Source organism: Nocardia sp. CA-151230, from assembly GCF_050942175.1.
Classification (GTDB): domain Bacteria; phylum Actinomycetota; class Actinomycetes; order Mycobacteriales; family Mycobacteriaceae; genus Nocardia.
In genome coordinates, this window is the sequence record NZ_CP192061.1 from 5,612,637 (window position 1) to 5,633,259 (window position 20,623).

Below are 20,623 nucleotides of genomic sequence, written 5' to 3' on the forward strand. Positions count from 1 at the left end.
CGATGGTGTCACAGACACTTATTTGTGACTTGCCCTACCGGACAGTCAGTTTATGCGTTAGCGTTCCAAGACGTAATGGTGACCACATTGCATAGCTGTCTGTGCCACCGGTCACGATACGGACGTTTCGGAAGAATACGGGGGTAACCGCAATGACGCGGTTCACGGGCGTGCGCCGGTCCAAGCCGGCGGCGGTACTGGCGGTGACGCTGCTGGGGGCGGCCCTGCTGCCGATGCAGGGTGCGACGGCGGATCTACAGTCCGACATCACGAATCAGGTTCAGCAGTTCCTGGATGTCGGGCGCACCTCGGTACCGCGGGCGGACTGTGGGGACGACGCGCTGCCGGAAACCGGTCTGCAGGGCGATGTTCCGGCCGAGGATCGCAACAGCGGGCGCAGCACGCTGGGGTATCGGTGCAATCTGTCGTTCGTCGGCGGCTACGTGGGCAAGGGTGCGGGGATCACCTCGGCGACCTACGACCACTGCTCGTACACGGGGTCGCTGTTCCCGGGCAATATTCTCGGGCCCGCGCAGGGCGTGCAGGTGCTGGACGTGTCCGATCCGGCGAACCCGGTGGTGACCGGCAGCCTCACCGAGCCCGCCATGCTCGCCGGCACGTGGGAATCACTCAAGGTCAATGCCGAGCGAAAGCTGCTGGTGGGCACCGGCGTTCCGGTCGGCGAGGGTGCCGGGTTACTGTCGGTCTACGACATCTCCGACTGCGCCCACCCGCGGCTGCTCAATACCGGTGCGGGCACCAATCTGCTGATGCCCCTGCCGATCACGACCCACGAGGGCGGGTTCTCCCCGGACGGCCGGACCTACTGGGCCTCGGGCATCGCGCCCGGTTTCGTCAGCGCGGTCGACCTGGCCGACCCGGCGAATCCGCACGTGATCTGGCAGGGCCTCACCGGCATCGAGGCGCACGGCTTCGGGATCAGCACGGACGGCAACCGCATGTATCTGTCCGCACTGGCCGGTTTCACCGTGCTGGACATCAGCGCGGTACAGCGCCGGGATCCGAACCCGCAGGTCAACCATCTGGGACGGGTGTTCTGGACCGATGGCTGGGCGACGCAGCACAGCATTCCGGTCACCTATGACGGCAAGCCGTACCTGTTCACCGCGGATGAGGGCGGCGCGGGCGGCGTGAAGCTCATCGATATCTCCGACGAGACCAACCCGACGGTCGCGGCCAAGATCAAGCTGGAGATCAACCTGCCCGAGCATCAGGATTCGATGCTGGCTTCGGCCATGGGCGGCTCGGTGTTCTCCTACGACGCCCACTACTGCGCCGCCGATCGGCCGGAGAATCCGACCGCGCTGGCCTGCGGCTGGGAGGAATCCGGCATCCGCGTGTTCGATGTGCGGGATCCGTTCCACGCCAAGGAGATCGCGTACTTCAATCCGCCCGCCCGCAAGGGCCGGAACCTGGAGCTGTGGAACTCCCCGCACGCCCTGGCCTCGCTCATCGGCGTCCCGGCGATGGAGTTCCCCTCGGCGGCGCGGGCGGTGCTGGAGGGCAAGTTCGATCCCAACAAGGCGCTCTCGTCGCGGTCCGGCATGGTCGCCTTCGGTGACCTGTCCACCGACTGGTGCTTCTCCCCGCCGGAGTGGCACGGTAACCAGTTGTGGGCCACCTGTAATGACAACGGCTTCATGGTGTTGCAGCTCGCCGACGACGTGTACACCCCGCCTGCCGACCAGCAGTCCGTGGTGGGATCTTGACTACTCCCCGCCCTGAAGGACGGGGATCCCCGGACTCGCGTCCGAGAGTTCCTGTTTCACCGGCGATTGCCGAAGGGGTGTCCCTTGCGGTCTGACATCGCCTCCGCAGGCGTTTTGTGTCCCCGCCAGTCCGGCGGCGACAAGGATGTTCTTGGCGGCGTTGGTATCCCGGTCGTGCCGGGTGCCGCAGGCGGGGCACGTCCAATGCCGTGTCCCGAGGGAAAGCTTGGCGAGCAGATGCCCGCACGCGCTACAGGTCTTCGAGCTGGGATACCAGCGGTTGATCACCACCAGGCTGCGACCGGCCCGCTCGGCTTTATATTCGAGCATCGCCCGAAACTCGCCCCAACTGGCCTCGCTGATCGACTTTGCCAGTCGCCGATTGCGGACCATGTTCTTCGGAGCGAGGTCTTCAACGGCGATGGTGTCGAACTGGCGGACGAGACTGGTGCTGGTCTTGTGGAGGAAGTCGCGGCGAGCGCCCCGGACGCGGGAATGCTTCCGCGCGACCTTCACTCGTTGTTTCGCTCGGTTGGCCGACCCCTTGCGCATCCGGGCCAGGCGTCGCTGGTGGCGGCGCAACCCGCGTTCGTAGCGGGCCATGTGGCGCGGGTTGGCGATCTTCTCCCCGGTGGACAGGACAGCGAAGTCCTTGATGCCGAGGTCGACACCGACAGCATCCCCAGCTCCGGGCAGCGGGGCCGGGTCGGCCTGGTCGACAGCGAACGTCATGAACCAACGGCCATCGGGCTCCCGCGACACGATCACCATCGTCGGATCCAGCTCGGACAAGTCGATGCCGGACCACGTCCACACGATCCGCAGCGGCGCGGTTGTTTTCGCCAGCCACAGACCGCCGTTCTTGATGCGGAACGCGGACCGCGTGAAATGCGCCGACTGCCGACCGTGCCGGTTCTTGAATCGGGGATATCGGGCGCTGCCTTTGAAAAAGGCAGCGAACGCGGCGTGCTGGTGCCGAAGGGTTTGCTGCAACGGCACCGACGACACCTCGGACAGGAACGCCAGCTCCTCAGTGTGCTTCCATCTCGCCAGCGCGGCGTCGGTTTCCTTGTAGGAGGTCGACTTCTGCTCGAGGGTGTAGCGGCGCTGCCGATCGGCGAGCGTCTTGTTCCACACCACGCGCACACAGCCGAACGTGCGGCGCAGCAGCGCGGCTTGTTCGGCGTCCGGGTAGGCCCGGACCTTGTACGCGGTCCTCACAAGAAAGGACTTACAGGAAGCAAGATCCTGTGTAAAACCAATTCGCCTGTGGCGCACACCATCCCTCCCCGCCGTGATCGACGGGGCATCCTGGCGGTCCTCCGGTGACGGCTCTCCCGGGCGCTCGGGTCCGGCGGCCGGTGGCGCTGGCAGTGGTCGCCCTCGCCCTGCTGGCGGCCGGGATGCTGCTGCGCCCGCTGCTGATTCCCGAGAACCGTTCCGCGCCACCGGTACTCAACCGGGTCGAGATCGGCTTCAGCCAGGACATGACCGCTCATCACGAGCAGGCGCTGATCATGGTGCAGCGCTTGGATTCCGGTGTGGATCCCACGGTGCGTCAACTGGCCCAGCAGATCGCCGATGCCCAGCGCATGGAGATCGGCACCCTGCTGGGCTGGCTGCGCCTGGCCAATGCCTCGCCGGACGCCACCCATCCGATGGCGTGGATGACAGCGGATGCGGCACACGAACATTCGATGCCGGCCATGACGAGTACGAACGGCACGTCCATGCCGGGCATGGCCACGCAGGCCGAACTCGACGCCCTGGCCGCCGCCCGCGGCCGGGACGCCGAGGTGCTGTTCCTGCAACTCATGCTGCGCCACCATCGCGGCGGCGTGGCCATGGCGCAGGCCGCCGATCGGCTGCTCGCGTCGGGCCCGGTGAAGGAGGCCGCGCGGGGCATGATCACCGCGCAGTCCCAGGAGTCGGGCCTGATGACGATCATGCTCGCCCAGCGCGACGCCCAGCCCCTGTCCTGAGGACCGGAAACCGGTGCGTTTCCTATTGGCCACTGCCACAACGGCTTTCGATAGTTCATCGGATGAATGACCGGATCGGCCGGTGCGGCGGCACTGCTCCGGTTCCACCGCTCGATGTGCTGTACTGACGGCATGATCGAATCTGGTGGCGTGGCCGAGGCGGTCGACGCGGTCGTCGAACAGTCGTTGCTCGGCGGACCCCGCCGATACACCCGCACCCAGGTGGCCGAGCTATCCGGCGTGCCCGTCGAACGCGCCCGGAAACTGTGGGTGGCGCTCGGCTTCCCGGCCGCGGCGAGCGACGACGAGGTGGCGTTCACCGACAACGACGTCGCCGCCATCCGCGCCCTGGACAGCCTGGACCCGGCCGCGATCGCGAACGAGCAGAGCCAGATCGCCGCCGCCCGCACCGTGGGGCAGGCGATGGCCCGGCTCGCGGAATGGCAGGCGGATCTGATCACCCGCGAGATCGGCGGCCGGATCGCGGCCGGCGCCGACCAGCCCGAGGCGGGCCGGGAAGCCACCGCCCGGGCCATCGCGGTGCTGTCCGAACTGCAGGACTACGCCTGGCAACGGCATATGGCCGCGGCGCTGACGCGCTCGCTGGCGTCCGGCGGAGCCACCCGGCCACTGCTGGTCGGTTTCGCCGACATGGTCGGCTACACCCGGCTGTCCCGCCACCTCGACCCCGACGAGCTGACCGAACTGCTGGACGCGTTCGAGACCACCACCACCGAGACGATCACCAACCACGGCGGCTGGGTGATCAAGAATGTCGGCGACGAGGTCATGTTCGCCGCCGAGAACGCCCGCGCCGGCGCCCGCATCGGGCTGGACATGAACGCGGCGATCACCCGTGCGGCCCAGACGATTCCGGAGATGCCGCAGATCCGGGTCGGCCTGGCCTACGGACCGGTCCTGACCCGCTTCGGCGATCTCTACGGCACCGTGGTCAATGTCGCCGCCCGCCTCACGGGCGTGGCCCGCCCGGGCACGGTGCTCGTCGACGACGGCGCGGCCGCGGAACTCGACGGCGACAACGACCTGGCCCTGCGTCACCTGCGCAGTGTGCGAGTGAAGGGCATCCCCCGCCTGCGTTCCCACGTGGTTCGCGAGCGCAAGCGCAAGTAGTCGCGAGGTCCGCCGCACCCAGCGGCCGGGTTCAGCCCTTACCGCGGTCCGGCCCGGCCGCCTCGCCGGTGTGGCGCCGCAGCCGAATCTCGTTGTGCGGCGGCCGGTATCGAGGTCGTGCAGCTGGGTCGGGGACCAGCGTCAGCAGGGTATCGATACACGACGCCGCGGCCATGACCACCGTTGTACGCGACCGCTCGCTCAGCATCGCGACCAGCTCGATGGCCACGATGCTCGCGTCCTGGTGCAGCGCCGCGGTGAGCGTCCGGCGCACCTGCGCCGGCCACGGGTGTTCTGTTCTCATCTCAACCTCTTCTCATCTCGACCTCTGCCTTTCGGGGCCGGATCCATCCGGTCGTTCAGTCGCGGGGAGCCCGGCCGGCCGCGACCTGCCGGGCATACTCCGGGTACGCGGGCACGTATCCCCGGGTGCTCCCGGCCAGCACGAACAGGCTGCTGCGGTCGTCGGCGGCGTAGCCCTGCCGGCGCAGTTCCACCTTGCGGCTCTTGAACGTGGCGGTCAGTTCCAGTTCCGGCACCACACGGATGAACAGTGGCACGGCATAGGCCGGCAGTTGGTCGAAGAGCACCTTGGCGGCGATCTGGCCGTCGAACGCCGCGCCCTCGCGCAGCGTCACCGCGGCCATGCCCGCCTTGCCGTCGGCGCCCGGGATGCCGACGCCGAAAACGACCGCCTGCGTGACCGAGTCGATGCCGTCGAAGGCGCCCTCGACCTCCGTGGTGGCGACGTTCTCGCCCTTCCAACGGAAGGTGTCGCCGAGGCGGTCCACGAACGCGATGTGGCCCCAGCCCTGATCGCGCACCAGGTCTCCGGTGTCGAACCAGCAGTCGCCACGGCGGAAGCCGTCGCGCACCAGCTTGGATTCCGTTGCGGCGGACTCGGTGTAGCCGTCGAACGGCGATCGGGCGGTCACCTTCGACAGCAGCAGACCGGTGCCGCCGGGGCGCACCCGGCGCAGGCGGCCGTCCGCATGGCGCAGCGCTTTGCCGGTGCCGTCGTCGAACTCGACGACTGCGAAGGCCAACGGGGTGAAACCGGCGGTCCTCGATACCGAGAAGGCATTGATGAACGCGACGTTTCCCTCACTGGCACCGTAGAATTCGACGACCCGCTCGATGCCGAACCGCTGCTGGAAATCGTCCCACAGCTCGGGCCGCAGCCCGTTTCCGACGCACAACCGGATCAGGTGCTCACGGTCGGTGCGCAGCGGCGGCTGGTTCAGCAGGTACCGGCACAGCTCACCGATGTAGATGAACGCGGTGGCGCGATGGGCGATGGCCTCACCCCAGAAGCGCGAGGCCGAGAACTTCCGTCCCAGTGCGAGTGTCGCCCCGGACGCGATGACCGAGGACATCGCCACCGTGAGCGCATTGTTGTGATAGAGCGGCAGGCAGCAGTAGAGGGTGTCGTCGCCGCGCAGTCGTACCCCGAGGCCGCCGATCCCGGCCATGGATTTCACCCAGCGCAGGTGGGTCATGACGCTGGCCTTGGGCAGGCCGGTGGTGCCGGAGGTGAAGATCAGGTAGGCGCGTTCCTTCGCGGTGATCTGCACGGTCACAGCGGGATTCGAGTCGTCGGCGTGCGCCGCGGCGGCCTCGAGCTCGGTGTCCCACAGCACCGACCGCCGGGGTCCGGGGAGCGTCGCGAGCGCGTCGGCGCACTCGGCGCCGACCACGTCGACCACGGAGTTCAGCAGCTCGAAGCTGTGCTGCAGCACGCTGTCCCGCTGATTGTTGTTCAGCAGGCCCGCCGTGGCGCCGAGCTTCACCACGGCCAGCACGAGGAACAGCGCCTCGGGCCGGTTGGTCAGCAGAATGCCGACCACGTCGCCGCGCCCGACCCCGCGTGCGGCGAGCACGTGCGCATACCTGTTCACGGCGGAATTGGCCCGGCCCCAGGTGTATTCGCGCCCTTCGAAACGCAGGAAGGGGCGATCGGGGTGCTCGGCCGCGCGACGCTGGAAGAACAACCCGATCGAGGCCCTGTCGCCGGGTCTCACCAGCATGTGCCCGGCATTGCGCAGCATGCCCGGGAAATCCTGGGTGATGCCGGGCAGACCGCGGACCAGATCCGACAGCGTGACGGTGGACAGGGCGCCGGTACTCACTTCGTCGTGCTCCCGTGGTTCTTGCTCGCATCGATCGGATTGCTGTCGCTGCCCACGTCGGTGATCTTCCAGCCCTCGCCCTTGTTCACCGTGACCTTGTAGGTCACCGTCGTCATGCCGCCGTCGGGGGTCTGGGCGCTGGTCGAGGTGACATTGAGGAAGACGTTCACGACGTAGACTCCGTTCTCGTCCGACATGACCTTGGCCGCAACGGGAGTCGCGGACGAGGTCCAGCGCAGCGGGGTGAGCAGGTCGCGCAGTTTCGGTGCGGTGGTGTCGAATTTGGCGGCCAGCTCGGTGCTGGTGTTGGCCTTGAGCTTGCCCACCCAGGAATTGATGTCCTGGTAGTCGATGGTGGACGCGCCGACGGCGTAGTCGGTGGCGGCCCGTTCGGCCTGCCGCTGATCGGCGGCCGCGGCATCCCGGTCGGCGACGTCGCCGCGCGCGAGGCCCCACAGCACTCCGAAGGTGATGGTCGCCGCCAGCATCAGCACCCCGGCCGCGGCGACGACCAGGGTCGACACCGGCACCTGGACGCTGCGCCGGGCGGCCGGTCGGTTCGCCGGCGCAGTCCGCGCCGGCTGGGGTGTCTCCTCGCCGGTCGCGGTCGTCTCGTCGGATGCTGTCATGGTGTCTCCTCGTTGAGTGGTGGTGCTATTCGACGGTGATCCGCAGCTGCACCGCGCCGTCGTCGGCGGTGCCGTGCAGCGCCTGGGTGATGAGACCGCTCAGGTCGAGCTGCCCCGCGGCGGCGGTGGCGGATTCGGCCATGGGCCGCAGTGCGGGCGCGAGCTGTCGCAGCTCGGGCCCGTTCTCCTTCAGAAAGGCGATGATCCGGTTCAGGAACGGCACCAGGCCGTCACCGCCGACGTAGTCGTCGGGCATGGTGCCGCCCTCGGGATTGCGGACGAGTTTCTCGACCACGTCGACGATCTCGCGCAGCTTCCCGCCGTACTGCCCCCAGAACGGACCGCTCTCGGTGAACGCCGGTCCGGCCCAGTCGATATCGGCGCCCAGTCGCTGGAACTGCTCGAGCAGGCCGCGCAGTTTGTCGGAGCGGGACAGCAGCGTGGCGGCCAGCAGCCCGGTGGAGCGCCCGAGTTCGGGAATGATCTGCTCGGTGCCGGCCAGCCCTTGCGACAGGGTCGAGACCAGCTCGCCCAGGGCTTGCGGATCGAACTGTTCGAGCAGCCGGGTCAGCGTGTCCGCCACCTGCGGGATGGAGACCGGCAGCCGGACCTGGTCGGCGGCGATCCGCTGCCCGTCGGCGAGATACGGTGCGCCCGCGCCGGTTCCGGGGCGGAAGTCGAGGTAGGGCTCGCCGAGCGCGGAGAGCCTCTCGATCACCACCGCGCTCGACACGGGCAGCCGGTAGCCGTGCTCGATGCGCAGGTTCACCACGACACCGCGACCGGCGGTGGTCACCGCGGTCACGTCGCCGACCCGTACGCCGCGGTAGAGCACCGGCGACTTCGGCAGCAGCCCACCGGAATTCGGCAGCGCCATGCTGACCCGGGTGTAGTCGTGCACCCAGTCGACACGGACCACGTCCACGGTGAGATAGCCGGCGCCGAGCGCGAAGACCGCGGCGATGGCGCCCAGCGAGGCCACCGATTCGCGCTTCACCGCACCATTCCGATCATGCGCAGCGTGTCGATGATCCGGGTGACCTGCTCGTCCCGGGGCAGCGGCGTGTCCTCGACGCCGACGCCGACCACGTTCACCTTCGGCCCGTGCTCGGCGAAGGGAATGATCTTGTCCCGCAACAGCGATACCAGCGCATTCAGATTCGAGGGCGCGCTCAGATCGAACGGCCGGCTGGTGAACGCCAGCGGCACGAATGCCTTGGCCGCGCTGTCACCGGCCGTGGCCACCGGGGCCAGCCACTCGATGCCGTGCGCGACCCCGCCGAGCGCGCCGATCACCCCGAGCAGCTGCACCACCGACGCCGCCGACGTGGTGACCTGCGCCGCCCCGGCCGGAGTGAGCAGTTCGCTCAGCCGCGCGGCATTGTCCTCGAGCACCCGCAGGTTGTCGTCGATGCCATTGCCCAGCGCGCTGACCGTATCGAGGTTGCCGCCGATATCGGTGAGGTCGGCGCCGAGCACGCCGGCGATGCGGGCGGTGTCCTTCGGGTCGTCGGGCATGGTGGCGTTGACGCGGTTGACGATGTCCTGGAACTGGCCCACCGCACCGGTGCCGATGAAGGTGGCCATCCCGGACATGATGTCCTCCACCTGCAGGGCGGGTTTGCTGCGCGCCAGCGGGATCACACCGCCGGGCGGGATATCGGCGCCGGATGCGTTTGCCGGAGTGGTCAATTCGATGAAGATGTCACCGAGTACGGTGTTCTGGCGCAGCTGCGCGGTGGTGGCGGCGGTCAGCCGCACCGACCGCTCGATGTCGACGTCCGCGACGGCCATCCCGGGCGCGCCGGCGGCCGGGTTCACCACCTTGACCGAGACCAGGCTGCCGATCCGGACGCCCGACGACATCACCTTGGCTCGCGCGGGCAGATTCAGCGCGTTCGCGAATTGGATACGCACCCGGTAGGTGTCGCCGGACACCGTGGTGCCGGGCACCGGCACCGAGCTGGGGTCGAAACCGCAGCCCGCCGCGAGCGCCGCGGTCAGCAGCAGCGGCGCAACACGGCTCGCCCACCGGAAGCGGCTGTCCGGCATCGCCTTTCGACCTTCGGCGTTCATCGGGCCCCCACCGCGGCGAGCAGGAGCTGTGAGAGTCCGACCGTGGCCAGGTGGTCGCCGGAGCCGGCGCAGCTGCCCGGCGAGAGCGCGTTCAGCGCGGCGCATGCGCGGTCGGCATCCGGTTGCGCCAGTGCCACTTTCGGCGTGGCGTAGGCCAGCGCCACGTCACCCGTGCCGGGATCGGCGGCCTTGCCGAAGGCGGCGGTGATCGGCGGAATCATGGTGATGATCTCCTGGATGGAACCGACATGGGCGGCCAGCATGCGCAGGTACGGCACGGTGGCCTCGAGGCCGTCGAGCAGCAGCCCGCCGTAGGGCCGGATCAGCGTGTTCGCCCAGACCAGCAGGGCGCCGATGTGGTCGATGATCGGGATGGCCTGCGCGAAGATGGTGTTGTTGATGAAATCGAACGCCGGTCCCAGCCGGCCGATCGCCGCCTTGACGTCGTCCCAGTTGACGCTGAGGGTCCGTGACAGCGCCGAGAGAGCGTCGATCAGATCGCCCAGGTGCCCGGTCGCCGCGTCCGGGGAGCGCAGTGCCGTCCCGAGTTCGGTGATCAGGGAGTTCAGCGCGGGCCCGGTGCCCGAGGTCGCCTGCCGCAGCGCAGCGACACCGTCGTGGATCTTGTTCGTCCCGGCGGGATCTCCGCTGCCATTGAGGTCGCTCGCGAGTTTCGAGACGGCGTCGAGGGTTTCGGTGATGCTCTTGGCGGTGAGCGTGCGGGTGATGCACCGGTGCGGATCCCAGGTCGCGGGTGCGTTGCCGTCGAACAGCACCGCCAGCTCCCGGTCTGCGACCAGGCTCTCGGCGACGGTGGCGGCCGAGACCTCGCCGCGCAGTGGATGATCGGCGTCCATCTCGAACTCGACGCGCACGTTCTGCTCGCCCGGCGACAGGCTCGTCACCGTGCCCACCGGGATGCCGCGCACGGTGACATGACTGCCGACGTACAACCCGATCGCGTCGGGCATGGTCGCGCAGTAGGCCCGCATCGTCTTGGGCGGCGCCAGCACGACGACATAGACCAGCGTCGCGACGGCCGCCAGCACCAGAACGCCCGCGACGGACATGAATCCGCGGGAACCGAGAATTCGCTTCATCGTCAGCACTCCGCTCCCGGAAGTGGAACACAGATCGCGTCGAGGGTCCGGGCGGATTGGTCCACGGCGACGGTGCCCTGTGGTGTGATCAGTTGTTGCAGCCGGTGCAGGGTGTCCTGCACGGTCGCCAGCGCCGAACCGGTGTTCTCGCCGAGCTCCTTCAGCTCCGGAACGATCTCGGCGACCTTGTCCGCCAAGGGTTTCAGCGATTCGTCCCAGACCGGGCGGAGGGCGGTCAGCCGGGCGAGCAGCTGATTGGTGACCGTCAGCCCGGCCACGATCTCGTGATAGTGGGCGAAGATGGTGTCCTCGACCCGCCGCAGCGAGCTGATGAGCTGGAACAGCCGCTGCTTGTTCTGATCGGTGGCGGTGACGTATTCGTCGGCCACCGCGAGCACCCGCGAGATGTCGTCGCGCTGGGCGTTCATGATGCCCACCAGCGAATCCATGGCCTGGCCCAGCCGGCGCACGGCGTCCGGGCCGGCCGAGACCGCCGATCCGAGCGCCGCGAAATTGTCGCGCACGGTGACTCCGTCGATCTCCCCGACCGGCTCGACGGCGTCCTGGAACACCTGCATCAGGCTGTAGGGCAGTCGCACCCGATCCGGTGCGATCACCTTGTCTCCCAACGGCTTCTGTCCCGCGGGGAGCACCGCCAGATAGTGGCCGCCGATGGCGGTGAGCATACGGACGTCGAGGGTGGTGGCGTCGCCGATGAAGACGTCACTGTCCACGGTGAAGGTCATGCGCACCCGATCGGCCAGCAGATCCAGCCCGCGCACGGTGCCGACCGGAATGCCCGCCACGCGCACGCTGTCACCCACCTTGATCGAGGCCGCCTCGGACAGATCGGCGTGGTACGTGTGCTTGCCCAGCGGCAGTTCATACACCACGGCCGACCCGGCCGCCACCACCACGACCAGCCCGAGACCGAGCAGGCCGAGCCGGAGCTCCCGCTGCCGGGGGTCACCGGAGGCGAACGCGCCGCGCGGTCGCGCGCTACCGCGCGGGCGTGAAGTCATCGCTTGCACACCGAGATCCGCTGTCCGTTCAGCAGAATCGCCAGCGCCCCGGGGACGTCGGCGTTGCCGTTCGAGCATGTTCGGTTCACCTCCTGTCCGGTACCGGGAATCACTGTGTCGAGGGTTTGCAGCAGCCCGGGTAGCCGGCCGAGCACATCGGCGGCGGCGTGTGGGTCCGGAAAGGCCGTGCGCACAGCCTGTTCCAGGTCCGGATTGCTGTCGGGGGTCAGCCCGAGGGTGGCCGCGAGGGCGTCGATCGGGGTCAGCACCGAGGGCGCGGTCACCACGAAATCGACCAGACCGTCCAATTTCTGTTCCAGGGCGTTGAAGACGTCGGCGATCCCGTCGAGCAGGGTCATCGCATTGGCCGAGCGGCCGTCGAGACGTTCGGCGAGCTGCCGCAGATTCGCGACCAGCACCGCCAGCACCGATTGCCGGTCGCGCACATACGACGACACCTTCTCGATGGCATCGAGCGCCGGACCGATCCCGGTGCCGTCACCGTCGAGGACCGCCAGGATCGTCTCGGTGAAGTGGTTCACCGCCGCCGGCGACAGCTCGGCCAGCACCGGCTGCAGGCCGTTGAACAGCGCGGTGATGTCGAAGGATCCGAGGGTGCGGTGGGTGTCGATCACCGTGCCCGGCGACTGCGGCGTGCCCACCGAATTCGGTTGCCGCACATCGAGGTACCGCTGACCGACGAGGGTCTGGAAGCGGATGGCGATGGTGCTGGCGTCGTAGACCGGATGGCCCGGCTGGACGGTGAAGCGCACCCGCGCCCGGAACTGCGGGTCCAGCCCGACCTCGGTCACCTTGCCGACCTGGACCCCGTACATGCGGACGTCGTCACCGGTTTTCAAGCCATTGGCGTCACTGAACACCGCGGTGTAGGTGGGGCCCGCGTCGGCGACGGGCCGCTGGATCGCCTGCACGACGATGACCAGCAGTACGGCCATGGCGAGCGTGAACGCCGCCATGCGCCAGGCGATCGCTGACAGACTCCTCATCGGGCCACCCCCGGGGCCTGGCCGAGCAGGATGCTCGACAGCACCGGAACCCCGCTGAGCGTGATCCGCAGATTCAGGGTCGGGCCGTCCGGGCCGTCGGGCATGGCCGCGCCCAGCCGGTTCAGCAGTTCGTGCAGCTCCGCACTCGACTGCTGCGGCGTGGACACCATGGCGCCCAGTGCGGCCAGCAGCGGTATCAGGTAGCCGGCATAGTCGTTCAGCTCCTCGCGCGCCGTCGTCAGGGTGTGGGTGGCGCCGGGCAGCAGGTCGTCCGCGATCGCGGCGACGGTCTTGTCGAAGGCTGCGCGATCGGTGCGCAGCGGCTCCATGTGATCGAGACTGTCGAGCAGCTGGATCGTTCCGGTCAGGAAGGGCGGCAGCCCGGCCAGCATGCCCGCGTACTGCCCGATCAGGTACGACGGTGCGTACTTCTGGGTGTCGGCGATGCTGCGCGAAGTGGTCACCATGGCCTCGAAAAGCGGTGTGAACGCCTTCGAGTCGGTGCTCACCTGCCGTAGCACGTCGGCCAGCTGCGGCGTCAGGACCTGGTTGGTGGTCTGGCCCAGCTGCCGCAGCAGTGCGCCCGTGGTGGCGTCGGAGAGCCGCTGCGCCGCCGGACCGGTCAGTTCGATCACCGTGCCGGAACGCAGCGGACTGCCGCCGGTCCCGCGCTGGAGATCGAGCTCGCTGATCCCGAACAGATTGCCCGGCGCCGCCAGCAGCGACAGCGAATCCGTGACACCGGGCAGCCGGGATTCGGTCAGCGCCAGCGTCATTCGCAACCGGCCGGGGCCCGCGCTGTCGATGGACTCGACCGAGCCCACCAGGACGCCGTCGAGCCGTACCTGCGACCCGGTGACGATGCCGTCGCCGAGCTGCTCGGCGACCACCTGCACCCGCAGCGAATCCTCGTCGGTACGCAAGGACCGGTAGCAGATCCCGGCCGCCAAGGCGACGGCGACGACCATCGCGGCGACCGCTCCGGTGCGCCGCGAGGACCGCGAATCCATTGCCACACCCGGCAATCCGTACAGTGCCATGCGCCTCATCCCGTGAACTCGATGGCCGAGTGGAAGCCCCACACTGCGACCGACAGCACCATGTCCAGCGCGATGATGGCCACGAAGCTCGCGCGCACCGCCCGCCCGGACGCAATGCCCACGCCCTCCGGGCCGCCGGTCGCGAAAAATCCCTGATAGCAATGGATCAGGATGACCGCGACGGTGAACACCACCACCTTGAGAACCGCCGCGAGCATGTCCCACCCGGACACGAACTGGAAGAAGTAGTGGTCGTAGACACCGGCGGCCTGCCCGTGCAGGACCACCACCACCGTCCGGCACGACAGGTAGGCCAGGATCAGCGCGACCAGGAACGTCGGCACGATCGCCACCGCCCCCGCGATCACGCGCGTGGTCACCACCAGAGGAAGCGACCGCAGCCCGAGCGATTCGATCGCGTCGATCTCCTCGGCGATGCGCATCGACCCGATCTCGGCGGTCATCCGGCAGCCCGCCTGCGCGGCGAAACCGATCCCCGCCGCGATCGGCGCCAGCTCGCGGGTGTTCGCGAACGAGGACACGATTCCGGTCAGCGGCCCCATGCCCAGCATGTCCAGGGTGGCGAAGGATTCGATGCCCGCGCCCACCCCCATGGCCACGCCCAGCACCGCCAGCATCGGCACCGTGCCGCCGCCGACGATCACCGAATCGCGGCCCCACGTCATATCGGTGATGACCCGCATCGTCTGGGATCGATAGTGGCGCAACGTCAATGGGATCGACGCGAACACCTGCCAGACGAACCCGAGCACGAAGCCGGCGTTCTCCACCGGCATCCAGGCCCGCTCGCGGGAACGGATCGCGCGGAACAGCCAGCGCAGGCCCCTGGGGGAATACCCGCTCGCCACCATCACGCCAGCCTCACCGGCAGGAACATGGCGGTCAGCTGGGTGAGCGCCACGTTCAGCAGCACGATGCCCAGCACCGACAGCACCACGGCAGCGTTCACACCGTCGGCCACCCCGCGCGGTCCGCCCTTGGCCTCGAGCCCGCGCTGACAGGCGACGAGCACCACGATCATCCCGAACAGCACCGATTTGCCCAGCGAGACCACCACATCCCCGAGCACGGTGAACGAGCCGAAGGTCAGCCAGTAGCTGCCGGACGTGACGCCCTGCGCGGTCACCGCCACCAGGTAGCCGGCGAGAATGCCCACGAACATGATCAGGATATTGACCAGCGGGGCCACCAGCACCATGGCGACCAGTCGCGGAATCACCAGGCGGCGAACGGGATCCACGCCCATGACCCGCAGCGCATCGATCTCGTCGCGGATGGTGCGCGCCCCGAGATCGGCGGCGATGGCCGAGGCCGCCGCACCGCCCAGCAGCAGCCCGGTCGCCGTCGGCGCGCCCTGCTTGATCACGCCGAGGCCACCCGTCGCGCCCAGCAGCGAATCGGCGCCGAGCTCATGGATCAGCGTGCCCACCTGCACCGACACGATCACCCCGAACGGAATCGCCATGAGCACCGCCGGAATCGCGGTGGCGGTGACGAAGAACCAGGCCTGCCGCAGCGCCTCCGGCCAGCTGAACCGCAGCCGCACGATATCGGCCACCGCGCCCCCGATCGCCTGCCCGGACAGCTCCACCAGCCGGCCCAGGGTGCGGACCGCCGAGAGCACGGTGCCGGCGAAATTCGCGCGAAGTATCTGCGCGGCAGCGGGTTCCGCGCGCGGAGACTCCTCCGGCCGGGGTGCGGGAGCGACTTCGGTCACCGCGGGTGTGGTCAATGGCATGCCTTACCGTCGTGTCGAAGAAATGGGAGGGGTACAGCTCGGGTGCAGGCCGGCCAGCTTGCGCAGTTCGGCGGTCACCGCGTCCGGCTGCTCGACCGGTCCGCTGTGGCCGCCCGGAATCTCCACCAGGCCCGCGGAATTCGGGAACCGCCGCACCAGGCGTTCGGAGGCCGCGAAGCCCAGCAGTTGGTCATCGGTACTGCCGATCACCAGCGTGGGCGCGGTCAGCCATGAGATGCCGAATTGGCCGTCACGCACCCGCAGCAGCGTGCGCAGGAAGCCGCCGCGGGTGGACGACGGAGTTGTCAGCACCAACTCCTGGATCAGGGCTCGCGCGGCCGGGCGGGCAGCGGCGCCGATGGCCACCGGCGACATCAGCGACGACCGCCGCGGCAACCGCCGGGGCACCGGCATCCCGCCGAACAGATGCGCCGCCCCGGGCACGGCCCGATCCAGCAGGGCGGAGATCGGTTCCCGCAGCCCGCCGCCGGACATGGTGGCGGCGACGGCCGTCCCGATACCACCGGGACTGCTGTTGATCAGCGCGATCGAATCCGCGAAGCGGGCGACCTCGTCGGGATAGCCGTGCGCCCACGCCTGAATCGTGATGCCGCCCATGGAATGACCGGCGATGAGCGCCCGCTCGCCCGGACGCAGCGCCGTGCGCACCACCGCGGCCAGGTCCTCACGCAGGTGTTCCACGGTCCAGGCGTGCCGCGCCGGCCGCGCGCTGCGGCCGTGCCCGCGATGATCGAACGCGATCACCCGGCAGTCGGCCGAGAGCGCGGCGATCTGGTTGGCCCAGAAGTCGATTCGGCAGCAGAAGCCGTGTGTCAGCACGACCGGATAGCCGTCCTCCGGACCGAAGACCTCGGTATGGATAGTGGTGCCGTCCGCCGACCGGACGTCCAGCGCCCGCCCCTGCGGAAATCCGTCGTAGAGCTGGAATTCCGCCGATTCCCGCAGCCGCGCGAGCTCGCGCCGGCCCAGCGTCCGCCACCGCCGCGCCATCGATCAGCGTCCCGGACGCAGTCGAGGGCGCGCCTCCCCGGGGAGCGTCGGCACCACGGATTCCGGCTCGGCCCCACCGTTTTCCGGCACGGCCCCGCCGTTTCCCGGCGCGGCCGCGGGGCCTCCGGTCAGCTCGCGGCGAACCGCGGGCAGCGACAGGGCGCCGTTGATCGAGGCGTAGCCGACGGTCTCGCCGTCGGCGTGGAATCGGAAGGCCTCGGGCCGGGGTCCGGGACCGGCACCGGCAACCTGCTGCCAGGACACGAGATTCCGCAGCGCGCCCTGATCGATCGGCATCACCTCCCGGCCGGGCGTGTCCAGCGCCAGCACGTCGATGTGGAGGTCCTCGCCGATGCTGGTCCAGAAATACGGATAGTCGTCGAAGAGAGCGGTCGAGCCGAGCATGGCGCGCGCGGCGTGCCGGCCCTGCGCGGCGGCCACCCGGTCGTGTTCGATCCGGACGCGACGACCGTGGCGAACGCTGTCGAACTCGCAGACGTCACCGGCGGCCCAGATCCGCCCGTGACCGGTGCGCAGGGTCGCATCGCAGTGGACGCCGCCGGTCGGACCCAGCGGCAAGCCGACCCGCTTGGCCAGCGTGACCTCGGGCTTCGCGCCGATCCCGACCACGACGACGTCGGCGGCCAACTCCTCGCCCCCGGTCAGGACGACCGACTGCACGCGATCGTCCCCGCGCAGCGCCTCCACACCGTCGCCGCCGTAGATGTCCACGCCCAGGCGGCACAGCTCGGCCTGCACGATGTGGCCGACCGTGGTACCCAGCGAACGTCCCAGCGGCACCGGCTCCGGGAAAACCATGGAGGTGCGATACCCGAGCGCGGCGATGGACGCGGCGGTCTCCGCGGCGACGAAGGAGCCGCCGACGACCACCACATCGTGCGCGGCCGGCAGTTCCTTGCGGAGGTCGTCCGCGTTCCAGGTGGTGCGCAGGTAGTGGACGCCGTGCAGCCCCGCGCCCGGGCGATCGAGCAACCGGACCGTGGCGCCGGTGGCCAGCAGGGCCTGGCCCCAGCGCACCGTGCGGCGGCCGATGCGAGCCGTCGCGGCCGTGAGATCGAGATCGAGGACCGGCGCCCGCAGCCACAGGCGAATGCCGTTGGCCGGCCACCACTCCGGGGAGTGCACCGCAAGGTCGTCGACGGCGCAGCGGCCGCGCAGGTAGTCCTTGGTGAGCGGGAATCGGTGGTACGGCGGGTCGCTCTCCCGGCTCGCGAGAGCGACGCTGCCGCGGAAACCCTGCCGCCGCAGCTCTTCCGCCGCGGCGGCGGCAGCGACACCGCCGCCGATCAGCAGGACATCGACGTATTCGCCGTCTTCGGGTTTGCCGGTCACGGTTCAGTCCTCGTAGGGGATGAAGTCGGACTTGCGGGCCCCGCAGACCGGGCAGACCCAGTCCTCGGGGATGTCTTCGAAGGCGGTGCCCGGGGCGATGCCACCGTCCGGGTCGCCCTCGGCGGGGTCGTAGATCATGCCGCAGCGGACACAGACCCACAGCAGGTCGGTCGTGGTGGTTGTCATGACTGTTCTTTCGAAGGGTCGAGGGAGTGCGCCCGGAGACTCAGGGCTCGAGGGACAGTGCTCAGGGCTCGATCGGTGTGGGGGCGAGGGCGAATCGGTTGGCGCGGCGGAAGGTGCCGAAGTCGTTGAACCGGACGCCGTTGTCGCGCAACACCTGCTGGCAGTCGGCCTTGATGGCCTCCCGCACGTAGAACGGGTCGCGGACCAGGAAGTGGTGGATGGCGTGGGTCTCACCGAAGTTGAAGCACAACGCGTGGAACGGCTTGAGCCACAACGCGGTCCACACCTGGGTCTGCTGCAACACGTTGTGGGCCTGGACATCGCCGTAGTAGTGCATGTTCGAGCTCACGAAATGCAGGCAGAACGTCCGCACCGCGTTCGGCGCCAGGATGGTCACCGCGAGGAAGGTCAGCACGTCGCGGCCGGGGATCGAGGTCGGGCCGGCGACGAACTCGTAGACGCTGACCCCGAGGAACAGATGCCACAGCGTGTAGTGGAAGAGCCCGAGCGGGAAGTAGGAAAGGACGTTGGTGGTCGCCAGCTGGCGGGCTTCCTCGGGCGTGCGCGCCTCGTGCTCGATGTAGGACCGCACGATCTGGTGGGTCCGGAACGGCTTGGTGTAGATCCCGAGGAAGGAGTCCATCAGGCTGATGGTCCGGTGCGCGCCCCAGCCCTCACCATTGGTGATCGCCCGCTCCTCCAGGTCGGAATCGGTGCCCGAAACCTCGTGGTGGTGCAGGTGCAGACGACGCCGCACCCAGGGGTTGATGGTGCTCGGGCGGAAGAACCAGACCCCGAACATCATCAGGTTGTGCACGAACCGGTTGGTGCGGAAGTACATCGAGTGGATCAGATCGTGCTCGAGCTCGTGCAGGATCGACAACCAGAACGCGGTCACCAGAATCGTTGCCCACCAAGGCAACACACCGAGCCCGTAGAGGACACCGTCTCCGAGCACCCCGGCGATCGCGACCAGGAACAACGCCAGGCCGACCTGATCCTGATGCGAGTTCAGCCACGGATGCCGCGCACGCCAGGCACTACCGATCTCGACGAGCGCCCCACGGACGTGAGCGATCCGGTCCGCGTCACCCGTGGCCAGGGTGCGCTCACCGGGAAGTCTGGTCGCGATTCTCATAAATCCTCCTCCGGTATACAGCGACTCCAGCCTGACTGCTCTCATGAGCTAATTGCTTGGCCGATCGGAGTGAAAAACGGGAGACGTTCATACTGTGGGTATGAACTATGACGGCGGGGAGGGCGAGCCTTTCGTTTCCGCGGACATCGCCCACGCGCTCTATGCCCAGCGCGGCGCCGCGGCCGCGGACATCATCGAGATAGTGCCGCAGCAGCTGCCGGTCTTCGCCGACCTGCTCGTCGGTGAGCTGAGCGATCTGGCGACCGCGGCCATCAAGACCATGCTGGCGGGATTCCTGCTCGCGGCCTGCGGTCCCCGGCCGGGCGGACCAACCTTCGACCAGGCCGCGGTGGAAAAGGCCGCCTTCGAACTCGGGCGCTTCGAAGCCCAGTCCGGGCGCTCGATCGACGCGCTCAACGCCGCCTTCCGGCTCGGGGCGCGGATCGCCTGGCGGCACTGGAGCTCCACGGCCCAGACGCACGGTATGGACACCTCCGGCATGGCGCGCTTCGCGGAGCTCAACTTCGACTACATCGACAACCTGGCCGCGGCCAGCGTCAGCGGCCATGCCGACGAACTCGCGGCCGCCGGGCAGCAACGGCAGCGCCGGCGTGAGCAGCTCGCGGAACAACTGCTGCTCGGCGCGGCGAGTGACGAGGTTTTGACGACGGCCCGGCTCGCGGGATGGCAGGCGCCCGAGGCGATGATCGCGATAGTTCTCCCCCGCAACGAGATCCGCAATGCGATCCCGCTGCTCGACCACCGCACCCTGCACGCCGGTGCGGACCTGCTGCCCGAGCCGCCCCAGCCGGACCTGGCCGTGTTGCTGGCGCCGGCCACCATCGAGATGCCCCGTGGCGTCCTGCTGCGACGGCTGGCCGGCATCCAGGCGGCCGTCGGACCCGAGCAACCCTGGCTCGAGGTGCGCCACTCGGCCACTCTCGCCGCACGGGCATGGGCCTGCTGCCCGCGAGGAAACGGCCCCATCGATACCGAGAAATCCTTGGCGGCGTTGGTGATCCACGCCGACCCGCAGACCCGCGCCCGCCAGCGCACGGCCGCGCTCACGGTGTTCGATCACCTCCGGCCCGACACCCGCGCCCGCTACGAGGAGACGCTGCGGGCCTGGCTGCTGCACCAGGGGCGGCGCGAAGATGTGGCCCGCCATCTGGTCCTGCACCCGCAGACCGTGCGCTACCGGATGGACCGCATCCGCGAACTCCTGGGCGAGGACCTCAACGATCCCGGCCGGGTGCTCGACCTGATCATCGCCCTGGCCTGAGAGTGCGAAATCTCACCGGCGGCGCCCGGGCCCACCCTGGGTATGGTC

Annotated in this window: 20 protein-coding genes; 4 read left to right on the top strand and 16 right to left on the bottom strand. The window is 68.9% G+C overall.

The features are described from left to right. The first annotated feature begins 152 nt into the window (after positions 1–152). A complete protein-coding gene (locus tag ACQP1O_RS26665; protein WP_433561187.1) occupies positions 153–1,730 on the top strand; it encodes an LVIVD repeat-containing protein in 1,578 nt (525 codons plus the stop codon). Here ACQP1O_RS26665 and ACQP1O_RS26670 read toward each other — a convergent pair whose 3' ends face one another. After that, positions 1,731–3,008 carry an RNA-guided endonuclease InsQ/TnpB family protein gene (locus tag ACQP1O_RS26670; protein WP_433561188.1) on the bottom strand — a complete coding sequence of 426 codons (1,278 nt, stop codon included), beginning with the start codon at positions 3,006–3,008 and terminating at the stop codon, positions 1,731–1,733. Between the two features lie 125 nt (positions 3,009–3,133). Between ACQP1O_RS26670 and ACQP1O_RS26675 the strand changes: the two genes are divergently transcribed. After that, positions 3,134–3,712 carry a DUF305 domain-containing protein gene (locus tag ACQP1O_RS26675; protein WP_433567805.1) on the top strand — a complete coding sequence of 193 codons (579 nt, stop codon included), beginning with the start codon at positions 3,134–3,136 and terminating at the stop codon, positions 3,710–3,712. Positions 3,713–3,844: 132 nt separating this feature from the next. Next, positions 3,845–4,843, top strand: a complete 999-nt coding sequence (locus tag ACQP1O_RS26680) for an adenylate/guanylate cyclase domain-containing protein (RefSeq protein WP_433561189.1) — start codon at positions 3,845–3,847, stop codon at positions 4,841–4,843. A 31-nt stretch (positions 4,844–4,874) separates the two neighbouring features. Here ACQP1O_RS26680 and ACQP1O_RS26685 read toward each other — a convergent pair whose 3' ends face one another. The 15 genes from ACQP1O_RS26685 to ACQP1O_RS26755 form a co-directional block, all read right to left on the bottom strand. Next, positions 4,875–5,147 (bottom strand): hypothetical protein, encoded by a 273-nt coding sequence (locus ACQP1O_RS26685; RefSeq protein ID WP_433561190.1) that lies wholly within the window; start codon positions 5,145–5,147, stop codon positions 4,875–4,877. A 55-nt stretch (positions 5,148–5,202) separates the two neighbouring features. Next, positions 5,203–6,972, bottom strand: coding sequence for a long-chain-acyl-CoA synthetase (locus tag ACQP1O_RS26690; RefSeq protein ID WP_433561191.1), 1,770 nt, complete (start codon positions 6,970–6,972; stop codon positions 5,203–5,205). After that, entirely contained in the window at positions 6,969–7,601 is a 633-nt protein-coding gene (locus ACQP1O_RS26695) for a hypothetical protein (RefSeq protein ID WP_433561192.1), read from the bottom strand. Before ACQP1O_RS26695 ends, ACQP1O_RS26690 begins: the two co-directional genes overlap by 4 nt. A gap of 25 nt (positions 7,602–7,626) precedes the next feature. Beyond that, positions 7,627–8,598, bottom strand: a complete 972-nt coding sequence (locus ACQP1O_RS26700; protein ID WP_433561193.1) for an MlaD family protein — start codon at positions 8,596–8,598, stop codon at positions 7,627–7,629. Then, positions 8,595–9,653, bottom strand: coding sequence for an MlaD family protein (locus tag ACQP1O_RS26705; RefSeq protein ID WP_433561194.1), 1,059 nt, complete (start codon positions 9,651–9,653; stop codon positions 8,595–8,597). The genes ACQP1O_RS26700 and ACQP1O_RS26705 overlap by 4 nt, the downstream gene beginning before the upstream one ends. A 20-nt stretch (positions 9,654–9,673) precedes the next feature. Beyond that, entirely contained in the window at positions 9,674–10,777 is a 1,104-nt protein-coding gene (locus tag ACQP1O_RS26710) for an MlaD family protein (protein ID WP_433561195.1), read from the bottom strand. A gap of 2 nt (positions 10,778–10,779) precedes the next feature. Next, positions 10,780–11,799: an MlaD family protein gene (locus ACQP1O_RS26715; RefSeq protein ID WP_433561196.1), complete on the bottom strand. Its 1,020-nt coding sequence runs from the start codon at positions 11,797–11,799 to the stop codon at positions 10,780–10,782. Beyond that, entirely contained in the window at positions 11,796–12,806 is a 1,011-nt protein-coding gene (locus ACQP1O_RS26720) for an MlaD family protein (RefSeq protein WP_433561197.1), read from the bottom strand. The genes ACQP1O_RS26715 and ACQP1O_RS26720 overlap by 4 nt, the downstream gene beginning before the upstream one ends. Further along, positions 12,803–13,855, bottom strand: a complete 1,053-nt coding sequence (locus ACQP1O_RS26725; protein WP_433561198.1) for an MlaD family protein — start codon at positions 13,853–13,855, stop codon at positions 12,803–12,805. Before ACQP1O_RS26725 ends, ACQP1O_RS26720 begins: the two co-directional genes overlap by 4 nt. Beyond that, the gene (locus ACQP1O_RS26730) at positions 13,852–14,718 is read right to left on the bottom strand and encodes an ABC transporter permease (RefSeq protein ID WP_433561199.1); all 867 of its coding nucleotides are present in this window, start codon (positions 14,716–14,718) and stop codon (positions 13,852–13,854) included. Before ACQP1O_RS26730 ends, ACQP1O_RS26725 begins: the two co-directional genes overlap by 4 nt. After that, on the bottom strand, positions 14,718–15,605 hold the full coding sequence (locus ACQP1O_RS26735) for an MlaE family ABC transporter permease (RefSeq protein ID WP_433561200.1): 888 nt from the start codon (positions 15,603–15,605) through the stop codon (positions 14,718–14,720). Before ACQP1O_RS26735 ends, ACQP1O_RS26730 begins: the two co-directional genes overlap by 1 nt. A gap of 3 nt (positions 15,606–15,608) precedes the next feature. Then, positions 15,609–16,616 carry an alpha/beta fold hydrolase gene (locus ACQP1O_RS26740; protein WP_433561201.1) on the bottom strand — a complete coding sequence of 336 codons (1,008 nt, stop codon included), beginning with the start codon at positions 16,614–16,616 and terminating at the stop codon, positions 15,609–15,611. Positions 16,617–16,619: 3 nt separating this feature from the next. Next, entirely contained in the window at positions 16,620–17,969 is a 1,350-nt protein-coding gene (locus ACQP1O_RS26745) for an NAD(P)/FAD-dependent oxidoreductase (RefSeq protein WP_433561202.1), read from the bottom strand. A gap of 3 nt (positions 17,970–17,972) precedes the next feature. Next, the gene (rd, locus tag ACQP1O_RS26750; RefSeq protein ID WP_433561203.1) at positions 17,973–18,155 is read right to left on the bottom strand and encodes a rubredoxin; all 183 of its coding nucleotides are present in this window, start codon (positions 18,153–18,155) and stop codon (positions 17,973–17,975) included. Positions 18,156–18,216: 61 nt separating this feature from the next. Beyond that, positions 18,217–19,293: a fatty acid desaturase gene (locus tag ACQP1O_RS26755; protein WP_433561204.1), complete on the bottom strand. Its 1,077-nt coding sequence runs from the start codon at positions 19,291–19,293 to the stop codon at positions 18,217–18,219. Between the two features lie 100 nt (positions 19,294–19,393). On the opposite strand from ACQP1O_RS26755, the gene ACQP1O_RS26760 reads away from it, so the two are divergent. After that, a complete protein-coding gene (locus ACQP1O_RS26760; RefSeq protein ID WP_433561205.1) occupies positions 19,394–20,575 on the top strand; it encodes a helix-turn-helix domain-containing protein in 1,182 nt (393 codons plus the stop codon). Positions 20,576–20,623: the final 48 nt, after the last annotated feature.